This is a genomic window from Pseudonocardia sp. KRD291, from assembly GCF_019263595.1.
Lineage (GTDB): Bacteria > Actinomycetota > Actinomycetes > Mycobacteriales > Pseudonocardiaceae > Pseudonocardia.
Genome location: NZ_JADQDD010000032.1, coordinates 1 through 16,045, shown reverse-complemented (window position 1 = coordinate 16,045; position 16,045 = coordinate 1). Strand labels below are relative to the sequence as shown.

Annotated in this window: 6 protein-coding genes; 3 read left to right on the top strand and 3 right to left on the bottom strand. The window is 75.4% G+C overall.

All coding sequences use genetic code 11. The features are described 5' to 3' along the window. Positions 1–17: 17 nt before the first annotated feature. The 3 genes from I4I78_RS33715 to I4I78_RS07335 all read right to left on the bottom strand — a co-directional run bounded on the left by I4I78_RS33715 (position 18) and on the right by I4I78_RS07335 (position 11,560). A complete protein-coding gene (locus I4I78_RS33715; RefSeq protein WP_218610454.1) occupies positions 18–7,001 on the bottom strand; it encodes a non-ribosomal peptide synthetase/MFS transporter in 6,984 nt (2,327 codons plus the stop codon). Positions 7,002–7,062: 61 nt separating this feature from the next. Continuing rightward, on the bottom strand, positions 7,063–8,046 hold the full coding sequence (locus I4I78_RS07340) for an aldo/keto reductase (RefSeq protein ID WP_218610453.1): 984 nt from the start codon (positions 8,044–8,046) through the stop codon (positions 7,063–7,065). A 40-nt stretch (positions 8,047–8,086) separates the two neighbouring features. Continuing rightward, on the bottom strand, positions 8,087–11,560 hold the full coding sequence (locus tag I4I78_RS07335; protein WP_218610451.1) for an amino acid adenylation domain-containing protein: 3,474 nt from the start codon (positions 11,558–11,560) through the stop codon (positions 8,087–8,089). A 190-nt stretch (positions 11,561–11,750) separates the two neighbouring features. Between I4I78_RS07335 and I4I78_RS07330 the strand changes: the two genes are divergently transcribed. The 3 genes from I4I78_RS07330 to I4I78_RS07320 all read left to right on the top strand — a co-directional run. After that, the gene (locus I4I78_RS07330; protein ID WP_308251958.1) at positions 11,751–12,551 is read left to right on the top strand and encodes a hypothetical protein; all 801 of its coding nucleotides are present in this window, start codon (positions 11,751–11,753) and stop codon (positions 12,549–12,551) included. After that, on the top strand, positions 12,548–13,657 hold the full coding sequence (menC, locus tag I4I78_RS07325; protein ID WP_218610449.1) for an o-succinylbenzoate synthase: 1,110 nt from the start codon (positions 12,548–12,550) through the stop codon (positions 13,655–13,657). Before I4I78_RS07330 ends, menC begins: the two co-directional genes overlap by 4 nt. Before the next feature lie 349 nt (positions 13,658–14,006). Further along, positions 14,007–16,045 (top strand): DEAD/DEAH box helicase (locus I4I78_RS07320; protein ID WP_218610448.1); only part of this gene is annotated, 2,039 nt, incomplete at its 3' end.

The window sequence follows — 16,045 nt, the reverse complement described above, 5'->3', positions numbered from 1 at the left end:
CACGGCGGCGCCCCTCGTCAGCGGACCGGAGCGGTGAGCAGCTCGTCGGCCTCGCGTTGCAGGTCGTCGCGGGTGCCGATCCGCTCGGGCGGGACGGCGTCCGGGAGCTCGTCCTCGATCAGCCGCAGCCGGGCGTCGCACCAGCCGCGCACGGCCCAGGCGAGCTGGAGCAGCCCGCTCAGGACGATCAGCAGGGCGAGTCCCCGGCCCGGGCCGGTCCCGGTGAGCTGGCCGACGGTGTCGACGAGCGCGCCGCCGGGCTGCAGCAGCGGCTGGACGTGGCGTTCGGCCAGCGGCCCCACGACCAGGTAGCCCAGCGGCATCGTGAGCATCATCAGCGTGATGAACAGGGACAGGACCCGGCCCTGCAGCTCGAGGCCGACCTTGCTCTGCACGATCGCGATCCAGTGCCCGTCGGCGAGGGTCTCGCCGAAGCCGACCAGGAACATCGCGGCGATCACCAGGGCCGGTTCGGTGCTGACGCCGACGAGCACCATCGCGAGGCTGCCGACGCCCATGAACACGAGCATCCCGTGGCTGCGCCGGGCGGTGCCGCCCCAGAGGCTCATCAGCACGGCGCCGGTGAGCCCGCCGACGCCGCCGGCGCCCAGCGCCAGTCCCAGCACCGCGGCGGACTGCTCCACCAGCAGCATCGGGGTGATCACGGCGAAGCCCAGGGTGTAGAAGGCGTGGTCGATCACGAAGAACCGCAGCGCCGCGCGCAGGCCGGGCCGGCGGGTGATGTAGCGCCAGCCGTTGCGGATCTCCGCGCCGAAGCCCTCCTCGCGGCGCCGGAACATCAGGTTCGGGAAGCGGGTGCACAGCAGCGTCAGCGTCCCGACCGCGAAGGTCCCCATGTCCACGAGCAGCACGCCGCCGATGCCGATCGGCCCGATCAGCGCGGCGCCGAGCATCGGGGCGAACACCAGGCCCACGCCCACGCCGAGCTGCCCGATCCCGCCGGCGTGCCCGAGGTAGCGCTTGGGGACGAGCTGGGCCACGGCGGCGAGGTAGGCGGGCCGCTGGAACGCTCCGGCCACCGAGGTGACCGTCACCGCGAGGTAGACGTGCCACAGGTGCAGTCCGTCGCTGAGCATCAGCCCGGCCAGGACCGCCATCGCGAGCCCGGCCGCGCTGTCGCTGGCCAGCATCACCGTCCGCCGGTTCCACCGGTCGGCGACGGCCCCGGCGAACGGCCCGGCGAGGATGCCGGGGAGCAGCCCGATCGCGCTGACCACGGCGAAGTCGGTGACCGATCCGGTCTGCTCGAACACCCAGATGCTGAGCACCAGCGTGCTCAGGCCGCTGCCGACCATCGAGAGCAGCTGCCCGGCCGCGACCACCGCGAACCGGCGCAGGCTCGGTGGCGTCGCGGGCGCCTGCGGCCGCTCCGGCTCGGCCGCGGGCTCCGGTGGGGCGGGCGCGGGCCCGGGGCCGTCGACGAAGTCGACCAGCGCCCCGGCGAGGGGTTCGGCGTGGCTCCGGACGAAGAAGTGCCCCGCCTCCGGCAGGACGGTGACGCCGACCTCGCCGCCGGTGAAGTGGCGCCACTCGTGGTGGCGCTCCTGATGGTGCTCGGTGACCCGGTCCCGGGCGCCGACGACGGCGAGCACCGGCGCCGTCAGCGGCTCGTACCCGCCGCGGTAGGCGGCGGTGAAGTACTCCTCGGCGTCGCGGGCGTCGTGGCGGACGTTGCGGAGCACGAACGCCTTCTGCTCGGCGTCGTCGAGGTCGGTGAAGCCTCCCCGCGCCCGCAGGTAGGCGAGGTACTCGCGGTCGGAGGTGAGCCAGTCGACCGGGACGTGCCGGTAGAACCAGTCGAAGAACCGGCCGGGCAGGCGGGCCGTCGGGAACCCCGCCCCCAGCGCGATCCCGGCCAGGTCCACGCCCGCGGCCTCGGCGCGGCGCCCCACCTCGACGGTGAGCGCGACGCCCAGGCAGTGCCCGTAGAGCAGGACCGGGCCGTCGAGCTCCCGCATCTCGGCGACGATCCGGTCGGCGACGACGGAGATCGGCTCCAGCTCCTCGTCGGGCCGGGCGCGGTCGTGGCCGGGCAGCTCGACCGCGTGCAGCGCCCAGTGCGCCGGCAACGCCTCGGCGACCGGCGCGAACGCGACGGCGCTGCCGCCGGAGTAGGGCACCGCGACGACCGTGTGCCCGCCGGCGGCCGGGTCGGCGCCGGTCGCGGTGAGCCGGTGCAGCAGCCGCCGCTCGGCGGGGTCGTCGGGGGAACGGTCGTCGAGGTGCGCGGCGAGCCGCCGGATGGTCGCGTGCCGGTAGAAGTCGACCAGGCTGGGCGTCGGCTCGATCCGCCGGACGACCTTGAGCGCGGCGAAGGAGTCCCCGCCGAGGGCGAAGAAGCTGTCGTCGATGCTCGGCCCGTCGACGCCGAGGACGGCGCTCCACGCCGCCGCGACCCGCTTCTCGGTGGCGGTCCCCGGTGGCGTCCCGGCGGCGTCGGGCCCGCCCTGCGGCGGGGCGGGCAGCCGGCGCCGGTCCAGCTTCCCGTTCGGCGTCAGCGGCAGGGCGGGCAGCGTGAGGATGCGGGCGGGCACCATCTGCGGCGCCAGCCCGGCGGCCAGCACATCCCGGGCGGCGGCCTCGTCGGCGTCGGTCCCGTCCCGGGTGACCACGTGGCCGACGAGCTGCGCGAGGCCGTCCGGACGCTGGTGCACGCTCGCCGCGCATGCGGTGACCTGCGGGAGCAGGCCGAGCGCGGCCTCCACCTCGCCGAGCTCGATCCGGTAGCCGTTGACCTTGACCTGGTCGTCGAGCCGGCCGAGGAAGTCGACCGTGCCGTCGCGGTGGAAGCGGGCCGAGTCGCCGGTGCGGTACATCCGGGCGCCCGCCACCCCGGCGAACGGGTCGGGGACGAACCGCTCGGCCGTCAGCGCGGGCCGGTCGTGGTAGCCGGGCCCGACGCCGAGCCCGCCCAGGTAGAGCTCGCCCACCACGCCGGCCGGTACCGGCCTGCGGTAGGCGTCGAGCACGTAGACCCGGTTGTTCGGGAACGGCCGCCCGATCGGCAGCGGCGCGTCGTCGGCGAGGTGCTCGACGGAGCCGTCGAACAGCACGTTGTCGACGGTGACCTCGGTGACGCCGTAGGAGTTGACGACCCGGTTGCCCGGGCCGACCAGGCTCCTCGCGAGCGCGTACTCGCGGACCTGCCATTTCTCGCCGCCGCCGATCAGCAGGTGGACGAAGTCGAGCGACCGGCCGCTGCCGCGGGCGTGCTCGAGCAGCGCGCGCAGCACCGCGGGCACGAGCTCGGTGCAGTTCACCTGCTCGGCCGTCATCAGCGCGAGCAGGTCGGCGGGGTCGAGCAGCGTCTCCCGGGGCGCGACGACCAGCCGTCCGCCGCTGGTGTGCGCGCGCAGGGTCTCCCCCACGAACATGTCGAAGGAGAAGCTGGCGGCCTGCAGGTAGGTCCACTCCGGCCGCAGCGCGTAGGCCTCCCGCCACATGCCGGCGGCGTGCACCAGGTTGGCGTGTGTGACGACGACGCCCTTGGGACGCCCGGTGGACCCCGAGGTGTAGATGACGTACGCCGGGTCGTCGGCCGTGTTGCACGTCGGCAGGTCGGAGTCGGGGTCGCTGTCGTCCGCGAGGTCGGCGGGGTCGGCTGCGGCGAGGAACCCGCCGTCGACCACGACCGTCGGCCGGCTGTCGGCCAGCATGTGCTCCAGACGCTCCGGCGGGTAGGCCGGGTCCAGCGGCACGTAGGCGCCGCCCGCCTTGAGCACCGCCCACATCGCGGTGAACAGCGCGGCGCCGCGGTCCAGGCGGATCGCGACCCGGTGCCCGGGCCCGACCCCCTCCCGGCGCAGTCGCCGGGCCATCCGGTTGGCCCGGCGGTTGAGCTCGCCGTAGCTCAGCGTGTCGCCGCCGACGGTCAGGGCGGGCGCGTCCGGTGTCGCGGCGGCCCGGCGCTGGAACACCTCGTGCACGGCGGTGGCGTCCGGAACCTCGGCGACGACATCGTTCCAGTCGTGCACGATCCGCGCGCGCTCGGCCTCGGTGATCATCGGGAGCCGGGTGACCGGCACGGGAGTATTCGTGGTGGCCGCGTCGAGGACCGTCAGCAGGTGGTCGAGGAACGCCTCGACGCGCGCGCCGTCGAACAGCTCGGTGGCGTAGTCGGCGGTCAGGACGGCGCCGTCGGCGGGGAGGTCGAGGCCCACCGCAAGGTCGACCATCGTCGCGGCCGGAGCCAGGTCCCCGGCCAGCTGCAGGATCGGGTCGTCGGTGCCGGGGGTGTTGTGCACGGTCAGCATGACCGGGCTCATCCGCTTGGCGGCACCGGGCCGGGCCAGGGCGTGCACCAGGTCGGGCAGCGCCAGGTCCTGGTGGTCCAGGTCGGCGAGCACCGCGTCGCGCACCCGCGCGACCAGCTCGGCGAACGTCGGCTCGCCCGCCACGTCGCCGCGCATCGGCAGGACGTTCAGCGCGGGGCCGACCAGCGAGGCCATGTCGTCGGTGGACCGCCCGGCCACCGGCGAGAGCACGGTGACGTCGGTCCGCCCGGTGTAGCGCCGGAGCACGACCTGGAGCCCGGCCAGGACCACCACGAACAGGCTCGCCCGCCGTCCACCGGCGTAGGAGCGCAGGCGCCCGAGCAGGTCGGGGTCGAGCCGGCGGGTGACGCGGGCGGCGGCGTGCGAGCGGGCGGCCGCGGCGGGCCGGTCGGTGGGCAGCTCGAGGTCGAGGTCGGCACCGGCGAACCGGTCCCGCCAGTAGGCGACCAGCGCCGGGTCGGCCCTCGCCCCGGCCGACCGCGCCGCCAGGTCCGGCGCCGGCGCGCCCGGTGGGAGGCCGGCGGCGACGGACAGGTCCCCGTCGTCCGCCCCCCGGTGCAGCGCCGCCCGGTAGAGGGCGGCGAGGTCGTGGCCCAGCACGCCGGCCGACCAGCCGTCGAAGGCGAGGTGGTGCACGACCAGCACGAGCCCGTCGCCGTCGAGGAACGCGTGCGCGATGGGCCCCTGCCGGATGTCGATCGCCCGCCGGTCCGGCTCGCCCGGGGTCAGCGGGATCGTCCCCGCCGGTTCGATGACCATGCTCGGCTCGGTGCCGTCGTCCGGGAAGCGCGCCCGGAGCAGCGGATGCCGGCGGGACAGCTGCCCGAGTGCGCTGCGCAGCGCGGAGACGTCGACCGGTCCGGCCCAGTGGTACCGGATGCCGAGGGTGTAGACGGGGAGGCCGGCGCACAGCTGCTCGGCGATCCAGTAGTCGCGCTGCATCGGGCTCAGGCGGTGCGCGACCCCCTCGGCGAGCCCGGCCACGGCGTTCTCCCCGTCCGCGCCGGTGACCGCGCCGGCGATGACGGCGGCGAGCGCGGCGACGGTCGGGTCCGCGTACCACCGCGTGAGGGTCAGCTCCGCGCCGTGCCGCCTGCGCAGGGCCGCGATCAGGCGCACGGCGTCCAGCGAGTCGCCGCCGAGAGTGAGGAAGTCGTCGTCCGCGCTCGTGACGGCGACGCCGAGGACCTCCTCGACCAGCGCGGCGGCCGCCTCCTGGTCGGTCGCGGGCCCGGTGCCCGCGGGCTCTGTCCTGGCGGGCCCGGCGGTCTCCGGCGCCTGCTCGGGCGGTGCCGCCGCGGCCAGGACGGCCTTGTCGACCTTGCCCTGCGGGTTCAGCGGCAACCGCGGGTGCCGGATGAGGACGGCGGGGACCAGGTGGGCGGGCAGGACGCCGGCCAGTGCGGCGCGCACCGCCGCGAGATCGGTGCCGGCACCGGTGACGACGTGCCCGACCAGCCGCGCACGGCCCGTCCGGTCGTCGACGAGCACCACGGCGTCGGCGACGGCGGGCATCTCGCGCAGGGCCGCCTCCACCTCCCCCGGCTCCACCCGGTGACCGCGGATCTTCACCTGGTCGTCGAGGCGCCCGAGGAACTCCAGCTGCCCGCCGGACCAGCGGACCCGGTCGCCGGTGCGGTACTCCCGGGCGCCACCGGGGGCGGTCACGAACCGTTCGGCGGTCAGCTCGGGGCGGTTCAGGTAGCCCTGCGCCACCCCGATGCCGCCGACCAGCAGCTCGCCGTCGTCGGAGACCCGGCACGTCACCCCGGGCAGCGGGGCACCGATGGGCACCACGTCGCCGGACCACTCGCTCACGTCCGCGGCCGTGGCCCCCACCGTGGTCTCGGTCGGGCCGTAGGTGTTGAACAGCCGCACCGCCGAGCCGCGCACCGCGCGCTGCCACCGGCGCACCGCGTCCGGACGGGCGGTCTCCCCGCCGACGATCACGCACCGGACGCAGGGCGGCAGCGTGGCCTCCCCCTGGTCCAGGGCGGCGACGAGCTCGTGCCAGTACGCGGTCGGCAGGTCCAGCACGGTCACCCCGAGGGCCCCGCAGCGGTCGAGGAACAGGTCCGGCCGGCTGATCATGTCGTCGTCGCGCAGCACGACGGTCGCGCCCCGGGTCAGCGGCGGGAAGATCTCCTCGACGCTGACGTCGAAGCTCAGCGACGCGAACTGCAGGACGCGGTCGCCCTCGGCGAAGGCGAACCGGTCGGCGAAGGCCCGGCAGAAGTCCCGCAGGGACCGGCGCCCGACCAGGACACCCTTCGGCCGCCCGGTCGAGCCCGAGGTGAAGATGACGTAGGCGGGGTCGGGCTGCGGCACGCCACCCTCGACCGGCACCACGCCGTCGGCCGTGACGAGCGCGCGGGGGCTCGTCTCGGAGATCATCAGGTCGAGGCGGGCCCGCGGGTAGACCGGGTCCAGCGGCACGTAGCCGGCCCCGGTCCGCAGCACGGCGAGGACGGCCACGACCGCGTCCCGGCCGCGCGGCAGCGCGACGCCGACCAGGTCCCCGGCCCGCACGCCTGCCCCCCTCAGCCGGTCCGCGGTCTCGGCGACCAGGGCGACGAGGCCCTCGTAGTCCAGCTCGCCGTCCGCGTCGGCCAGTGCCACCGCACGCGGCGTCCGGGCGGCCTGCGCGGCAACGGACGACCACACGTCGTCGTCCACCGTCCGCGGCGGCTCACAGGTTCTGGTCACCGATCCCCCAGCAGTTGTCCCGGTTGTCCGTCACGACGCTCCGACCGCACCGCTCGCGCACTCACATCGACCAGTGCGTCGGCGTCCGGTCCCAGCGGTGGGCGCGCAGCGCCCCCAGCAGGTCCGGTGGCAGGGGCGGCGCCCCGGACACCGCGAGGTTCGACCGCACGTGCGCGGGTCGGCGCATGCCGGGGATGACCGTGGAGACGGCCGGGTGGTGCAGCACGAAGCGCAGCGCCAGCTCCGGCAGGGTCGTGCCGTCGGGCACCAGGGGGCGCAGCGCATCGACGCGCCCGACGGTGGGCGGCAGGTTCTCCGGCCCGAAGTAGACCGCCCGCCAGTCCTCGGGCGGGAACGTGGTCGCGGCGTCCATCGTTCCGGTCAGCGACCCCTCGTCGAAGGGGACCCGGGCGATGATCGCGATGTCCTCCTCGACCGCGCGCGGGAACAGCTCGTCCTCCGGGGCCTGGTCGAAGACGTTGTAGATGACCTGGACGGCGTCGACCAGCCCGGTGTCGAGGGCCGCGAAGCAGTTCGTCGGCTCCCAACGGTTGACGCTGATGCCGAACCCGCCGATCAGGCCCTCGTCCCGGAGCCGGGTGACGACCCGCTGCCAACCGGGCTCGCCGGCCCAGCGGTCCTCCCAGACGTGGAACATCAGCAGGTCGATCGTGTCGACGCCGAGGTTGTCCAGGCTGCGACGGGTGTAGTCGAGGACGTGGTCGACGGGGAAGACGTCCTCGAGCGTGTCCTGCGGGCGCGGCGGCCACTCGCGGTTGAGCGGGGGGACCTTGGTCGCGACCCGGATGCCGGCGTCGGGACGGCGACGGCGCAGCTCGCCCAGCAGGTTCTCCGACTTGCCGCGTCCGTACACCCACGCCGTGTCGAAGAACGTGCATCCGGTGTCCACCGCGAGGTCCAGGGCGCCCGGCGCGGTGTCGTAGTCCCAGCCGGTGAACCCGCCCGGGCCACCGCCGATCCCCCACATGCCGTAGCCGACCTCGCCGACGGTCCATCCCAGCCGGCCCATGGTGCGTTGCCGCATCGGTGTCGCGTCCCCCTCGCTGTTCGTGGATCGTTGCCGGTCAGGCACCGGAGCGCCCCGGCCGCCGGGTGCCGGCCGCGACCGGCTCCCGGTCCCCGCGGCCCGGATCCGGGCCGGTGACACCCGGCCCGGGGTCGAGTCCGGCGCGCCGTTCCAGCGCGGCGCCGGCCGAGCGGTCGAAGCGGGCCGGGTTGTCCTGCAGGAGGTTCTCGAGCACCTCGCGCACCGACGTCTCGTCCCCGGCCCGTCCCCCGCTGCGGTGCTCGACGACCGCCAGCAGCATCCCCAGCTCGGTGTCCCCGCCCGCCGCGGCGGCCCGCAGGTCGGCGAGGAAGCGCGTGCACGCCACCCGGGGCGGCCGCGCGTCGTCCGACAGCGCGGCGCCCGACGGTGCGGGCGGGTCGTCGACGCGCACGCTCCCCGGCCGGTAGATGTGCAGGGCGCTGCCCCACACCGTCCGGTCCCGGACGGCCGCCACGACGGCCCGCGCCACGGTGTCGACGGGGCTGTGGTCGGTCCGGATCGCGGCCCGGGGCACCTCCCCGAGCCGGTCGAAGGCCGTGCGGAGCAGGTGGGTCAGCGCGCTCGGGTTGGGCACCGCGACGTCGGTGGCGGGCATGACCTCCCCCAGGCGCAGCACCGTCACCGGCAGGTCGCCCGCGGCCGCGGTCACGAGCCGCTCGGCCACCCACTTCGACAGGCTGTACCCGCCCGCCGGCGGCGTCACCGAGGCTAGGTCGACGTCCTCGGGCACCGGGCGGGCGCTCGCCAGCGCGTGGTCGTGCAGCACGCCGAGCGTCGAGACGTGGTGCAGCGGGATGCCGCCCGCCGCCCGGGCGAGGCGGATCACCTCCGCCGTGCCCAGCACGTTCGGTTCGCGCTGCATGCGGTAGTCGTAGACGAGGTTGACCATGGCGCCGGCGTGCAGCACCAGGTCGCAGCCCTCGATGAGCGACCGCCTGCGTGCGGCGCTCAGCCCGAGGCCGGGCCGGGCCAGGTCACCGGCGAGGACCCCGATCCGCGTGGCGTGGGCGGTGTGGTCGAGGCGCTGCGCGGCGAGGGCCGCGCCCAGGCGCCGCCGGGCCCGCACGTCGTCCGGGGCGCGGACCAGGCAGATCACCCGCAGGTCGGTGGACCGGAGCAGCTCGTGGAGCAGCCGCGTGCCCACGAAGCCGGTGGCCCCGGTGAGCAGCACCGTGCGCACCGGCCCGTTCCGCCGGGTGCCCGGCAGCGCCCGGCCCGCCGGGACGGTGAGCGCGGCGAGGTCGGCGGCGGCCAGCTCGGACGGCGCCGGTACCCCGACGCGGTCGTGGCGGCGCCGCGCGACCAGCTCGCGCAGCCCGGCCGCCGTCGGGTGGTCCACCATGTCCCGGACCCCGACGTCCACCCGGAACAGGTCGCTCAGCTCGACCGCGGCCGCGACGGCCTGCAGCGAGTTGCCGCCGGCGGCGAAGAAGTCCTCGTCGGCGGCGAGGTCCGCGCGCCGCAGGGCCGTGCGCAGGACCGAGAGCACCGGGTCGGCCTCGGTGACGGGGCCGGTGACGGGGCCGGCGGGCCGCTCGACCCGGGCCGCCAGCCGCCTGCGGTCGATCTTGCCCGGCCCGGTCAAGGGCATCTCGCCCACGACGACGGCGCGCTGCGGCATGCTGCCGCGGGGCAGCCGGGCCCGCAGGTGCGCGAGCACCTCGTCGCCGCACGCCGCGCCGGTGGTGACCAGCACCAGCTCACGGTGCTCGTCCGGCCCGACGACCAGGGCCACCGCCTGCCGCACCCCGGCACAGCCGAGCGAGACGGTCTCGACCTCGCCGGGCTCGATCCGCACCCCGCGGATCTTGACCTGGTGGTCGATCCGTCCGGCGAAGTGGAAGCGGCCCTGCGCGTCGACCCGCCCGAGGTCGCCGGTGCGGTACATCCGACCGGTCAGGACCCGCCCGGCGGCCGGGTCGGCCCACCGACGGCGCACGAAGCGCTCCTCCGTGCGGCGGGGTGCACCGTGGTAGCCGGCGCCGACGCAGGCGCCACCGATCAGGATCTCCCCGGTCGCCCCGGGCGGCAGCGGCCGCCCGTCGACGTCGACCACGACCGCGGCACAGTTGTCGATCGGCCGTCCCAGCGGCACGTCGTCGCCGTCGCAGGCCAGCACCTCGTGGAAGATCATCCCGATGGCGGCCTCGGACGGCCCGTAGGCGTTGCTCACGCGCAGGCCCGGCAGCATCTCCCGAAGGCGGTGCACGTCGTGCGGGTTGATCTGCTCGCCGCCGACCACGACGTGGCGCAGCGAGCGCAGCCGGTCGAGCGTGGCCGGGCGCTGCTCGAGCAGCCCCAGCAGCGCGCTGAGCACCGCCGGTACGAAATCGACGACGGTCACCCCGTGCGCCGCGATGAGGTCGACGGTGTCCTGCAGGTCGAGGTGCTCCCCGGCGGTCGGCACCACCGTCGCTCCCCCGGTGGTCAGCGGCCAGAACACCTGCCAGAACGCCGAGTCGTAGGTGTGCCGGGTGTTCTGCAGCACCACGTCGGGCCGGGTCGGCTCCCCGAACCAGCGGGTCATGAACGCCAGCCGGTTCGCCAGCCCGCCGTGCGTGTTCAGCGCGCACAGGGGCGTCCCGGTGGTGCCGGAGGTGTACACCCCGTAGACGACCGTTTCCGCGTCCGGCCCGGGCGGGCTCGGCCACCCGGCCGCATCCGCGGCGCCGGTGATCTGCACCGGCAACGCCCGGGCGCGGTGGGCGGCGGGGACGGTCGACGGGTCGGTGCACAGCACCACCGGCCCGTCGAGCAGGTCGAGGACCTGCGCGATGCGCTGCGCAGGCCAGCGCGGGTCGACCGGCACGTACCCGACCCCGGCGATCATCGCGGCGGCCCAGGACACCGGCAGGGCGAGGCCGTCCGCGACGAGGACCGGGACCAGGACGCCGCCCTCCGGCGCCGCGGCACGGATCCGGGCGCCCAGCGCCGCGGCGTGACCGGCGAGCTGCCCGTAGGTCAGCGTCCCGTCGGCGGCGTGCACCGCCGCGACGTCCGGGGTGGCGCGGGCCACGGCCAGGACGCGGTCCGGCACGCTGCGGTAGGGACCGTGGTCCACGCCGGCCCCTGCGACCGGGCCGAGCACCGCGGCCAGCGTGGCCCCGGACGTCGCGGACGCCTGTGCGAGATCGACACCCGGATCGGCGAGCAGGGCACCCAGCAGCTCGGCCTGCATCTCGGCGACGCCCGCCGCGGCGGGCTCCCACACGTCGCCCGGCGGGGCGCTGAGCTCGACGCACAGCCGTCCGGGCGGCTCGACCCGCACGTGCACGGACGGTCCGGGGGCACCGCCGGCCGCGTCCCGGGTGTGGATCACGGCGCGGGCCGTGCCCGCCACTCCTCCGGGCGTCGCCGGTGCGAGCGACAGGTCCCGGTCCAGCCGGCGGGCCACCTCGGCGAGCGCCCGGCCCGCCGCGTCCACGAACGTGTCCGGAGAGCCCGACCCGACGGGGATGCGACGCCGATGGGTGACCGCCCCGGAACTCATGTCCCCCAATAGAACGACCGGAGGAATGCACGCCGCGGCCGGCAGGCGTCGCCTGCGCGAACACGACCTGAACGATGATCGCGATCTCTGTGTCGTCGCCGTTCGCTGGCGATGATGGACAGTCGTGGATCCCGGTGACTCGGCAGACGGTGCACGAGCGAGCGCGACGAGCGCCGCCAGACGGTCCGGCGTGCGGGTGCGGGCGCTGGAGTCGACGGCGAGCTCCCTCGCCTGCGAGCGGTTCCTGTCCGAGGTATGGCGTACCGACCCGGCGTGCCCGCCGATCGCCGCCGACGTGATCCGGGCGATCGCCGACGCGGGCAGCTACGTGACCGGCGCGGTCGACGAGGCCACGACGGGTGACCGGCTGCTCGGGGCCTGCATCGGCCTGTGGGGTCCGCCCGGGCGGCCCGTGATGCACAGCCACCTCGCGGGCGTGCACGCGGCGGCCCGCGGACGCGACGTCGGGTTCGTCCTCAAGCTGGACCAGCGGGCCCACGCCCTGGAGCACGGCGTCGGGGAGATCACCTGGACCTTCGACCCGCTCGTCGCCCGCAACGCCCACTTCAACCTGCGCAAACTCGGCGGCACGGCGGACGAGTACCTGACCAACCACTACGGCCGGCTGTCCGACGGCCTCAACGGCGCCGACGACTCGGACCGGCTGCTGCTGCGCTGGGACCTGCTCGGCGGGCAGGTGCGAGCCGCGTGCGACGACGGCGACCGGCGGGCCCCCCTCGATCCGGCACCTCCGGCGCTCCTGGCGACCGACGGTGACCGGCCCCGGCCCCGGCCGGTCCGGGACCGGACAGTCCTGGTCCCCGTGCCACGCGACATCGAGGACCTGCGCGCGCGGGAGCCCACGGCCGCCCGGGAGTGGCGCCTGGCCGTGCGCGACGTCCTCGGCGGGCTCCTGACCGACGGTGCACGGCTGGTCGACTTCGACCGCACGGCGTGCGGCTACGTCGTGACCCGCGAGGGGTCCCGGTGAGGCTCGAGCGCGTCTCGCTGAGGCGCATCTCGTTGCCGCTGATCAGCCCGTTCCGCACCTCGCTGGGCACCGAGCACGAACGCCCGGCGCTGCTGGTGCAGGTGACCACGCCGGATGCGCAGGGGTGGGGCGAGTGCGTCGCCGGGGCCGATGCGAGCTACTCCCCGGAGTACGTCGAGGGCGCCGAGGACGTCCTCCGGCGCCACCTGGTGCCCGCGCTGCTGTCCGCGGAGACGGTGACCGCGCACGCGGTGGCCCCGCTGCTCGGGGCGGTGAAGGGGCACCGGATGGCGAAGGCCGCACTGGAGGCGGCCGTCCTCGACGCCGAGCTCCGCACCCACGGCATGTCGTTCGCCGCCGGCCTGGGCGCGCTGGCCGAACGGGTCCCCAGCGGCGTCTCGGTCGGCATCATGGACTCGGTACCGGAGCTGCTCGACGCCGTGGCGGGCTACCTGGCGCAGGGCTACCGGCGGATCAAGCTCAAGATCGAACCGGGGTGGGACGTCGCGCCGGTGCAGGCGGTCCGGGAGCGGTTCGGCGACGACCTGCTGCTCCAGGTCGACGCGAACGCCGCCTACACCCCGGCCGACACCCGCCACCTCGCCCGCCTCGACGCCTTCGACCTCCTGCTGGTCGAGCAGCCCCTCGACGAGGAGGACCTGATCGGGCACGCCGCCCTCGCCCGCGTGCTGCGCACCCCGATCTGCCTCGACGAGTCCGTGGTCTCGGCCCGCTCCGCCGCCGCCGCGATCGCGCTGGGCGCCTGCCGGGTCGTCAACATCAAACCCGGCCGGGTCGGCGGTTTCCTCGAGGCCCGCCGGATCCACGACATCTGCGCCGCGTCGGGCGTCCCGGTCTGGTGCGGCGGGATGCTCGAGACCGGGCTGGGCCGGGCCGGCAACGTCGCGCTGGCGGCGCTGCCCAACTTCACCCTTCCCGGCGACGTCTCGGCCTCCGACCGGTTCTACGCCACCGACATCACCGAGCCCTTCGTGCTACGCGACGGCCACCTGGACGTCCCGACCGGGCCCGGCCTCGGCGTCGAGCCGCTACCGGACGTACTGGCCGGGTTCACCACGGCCGTCGAGGAGATCCGCGGCATCTGATCGACTGCGCGCCGCGCCACACGCACCCGGCGGACGCCAGGCGCTACGATGTCCGCGGAGGTCCGACCCCGCAGTGCATGAGCCCGCCGGCGGCGACCTCCCCGAGGACCCGTGGGTCGGTCCGCATCTCGGAGGAGCCGTCTCGGCTTCTCCATGCGGCGCCCACCGCCCGACCGCAGCACGTGTGCGGCGGGGCCGCCCCGTGGCGGCCGCGCCGCGCATTCCGGAGGAGGAGTTAGTGGCTCGACGAGGCCAGCCCCAGACCAGGGCTCGCCGTGGTGCCCCGCGGGACCGGCGACGCGGCCGCGACGGCGGTGGCCCCGACGGCGGCGACGGCGGTACCGACGTCATGTCGGTGCTTGCGCGCTCCGTACGGGAGATCCAGAACGCCCTGCGCAGCGGCCGGGTGACGTCCGCGACGCGCACGAAGTTCCAGGCGGCCGCGCTGATGCTGCGCGAGGAGCGCGACCGGGTCCGGGCCCCCGGGACCGGCAGCGAGAGGCACCGGACCGAGCAGCTCAAGCGTCTCGACGACATCGCGAAGACCCTGGCGATGAACGCCGTCCGTGACCCGTCGCTGCTGGCGCTGCTCGCCGAGGACGCCGTCGTCTCCGACGAGGCCAGGTCCCTCAAACGCGACGTGCTGCGGACCGCGGGCATCGAGACCGACGTCGAGGAGGCCCCGCCGGAGCCGGAGCCGGCCGCCCCCGCCAAGCCGCGGGTGGTGCCGCAGTCGGTCGTGTCCCGCCAGATGGCCAACCCCTTCCTCGCCCCCGACTTCTCGGCCGCCCGGCCGAGCGCGCCCCGGCCCACCCGGCTGGCCGGCTGGGAGCTGCTCGGCCCGCTGCTGCGCTCGTTCGAGCGCGCCGGCGGCGGAGCACCGGCGTGCATGGCCCTGCCCGCGCCGTCGTCGCGGCGCACGCCGGGGGTCCAGGAGCTCATGCCGCACCAGGGCAGGCTGGTCGCCGCGGCCGCGGCCGGTCACCGGACGTTCCTGCTCGCCGACGAGCCCGGGCTGGGCAAGACGGCCCAGGCGCTGCTCGCGGCGGAGGCGGCGAACGCCTACCCGCTGCTCGTGGTCGTGCCGAACGTCGTCAAGACGAACTGGGTGCGCGAGGCCGGGCTGTGGGCTCCCCGCCGAAAGGCCACCGTGATCCACGGCAACGGGGACTCCATCGACGGGTTCGCCGACATCGTGGTCGTCAACTACGAGGTGCTCGACCGGCACGTGGGCTGGCTGGGCGACTTCGGGTTCCGCGGGATGGTCGTCGACGAGGCGCACTTCATCAAGAACAAGTCCTCGCAGCGCTCGCAGCACGTGCTGGAGCTCTCCGACCGCATCCGCTCGTTCACCGCGCGCCCGCTGCTGATGGCGCTCACCGGCACTCCGCTGATCAACGACATCGAGGACTTCCTCGCGATCTGGCAGTTCCTCGGTTGGATCGACGCCACGAAGCCGCGCGCCGACCTGATGGACGCCCTGACCGCGACCGGCCTGACCCCCGCCGACCCGGGTTTCGACGCCGCCGCCCGCAGGTGCGTGGTCGACCTGGGCATCGTCCGCCGCCGTAAGGTCGACGTCGCCGCGGACATCCCGGCGCGGCGCATCGCCGACCTCCCGGTCGAGCTGGACGGGCCGGCGGGGCGTTCGATCCGGGCGGCCGAGCGTGACCTCGCCCGCCGGATGCTGGCGCGCTACGAGGACGCGCTCGCCACCCGTTCCGGCCCGGCCGTCGACGGCATCGACCACGACCTGGTGCGCCGGGTCGCCAAGTGGGAGCAGAAGGACGCGGCCGAGGCGAAGTCCGGCGACAACGTGTTCACCATGATGCGGCGCATCGGCCGGGCCAAGGCCGAGCTGGCCGCCGACTACGCCGCCCAGCTCGCCCGCAGCGCCGGCAAGGTGGTCTTCTTCGCCAAGCACGTCGACGTGATGGACGCCGCCGAGGAGACCTTCGCCCGCCAGGGCGTCCGGTTCTCCTCGATCCGCGGCGACCAGACCTCGTCGGTCCGGCAACGCAACATCGACGCGTTCGTCGAGGACGAGGGCGTCGGCGTCGCGGTCTGCTCGCTGACCGCGGCCGGGGTGGGCATCAACCTGCAGGTCGCGTCGAACATCGTGCTCGCCGAGCTGTCCTGGACCGCCGCGGAGCAGACCCAGGCCATCGACCGCAGCCACCGCATCGGCCAGTCGGAGCCGGTCACCGCGTGGCGCATCATCGCCGCGCAGACCATCGACGCCCGCATCGCCGGGCTGATCGACGACAAGGCCGGGCTCGCCGCCCAGGCCCTCGACGGTTCCGAGGAGGAGGTCGGATCGTCGGCCGACGTGCAGCTCGGGGCACTCGTCGCGCTTCTGACCGAGGAGTTGGGCGACGGGCCGGGACG

Excerpts from the sequence above, each read along its gene's own strand:
- I4I78_RS07340 (WP_218610453.1), bottom strand. The coding sequence starts at position 8,046 with ATGCGGCAACGCACCATGGGCCGGCTGGGATGGACCGTCGGCGAGGTC.
- I4I78_RS07335 (WP_218610451.1), bottom strand. The coding sequence starts at position 11,560 with ATGAGTTCCGGGGCGGTCACCCATCGGCGTCGCATCCCCGTCGGGTCG.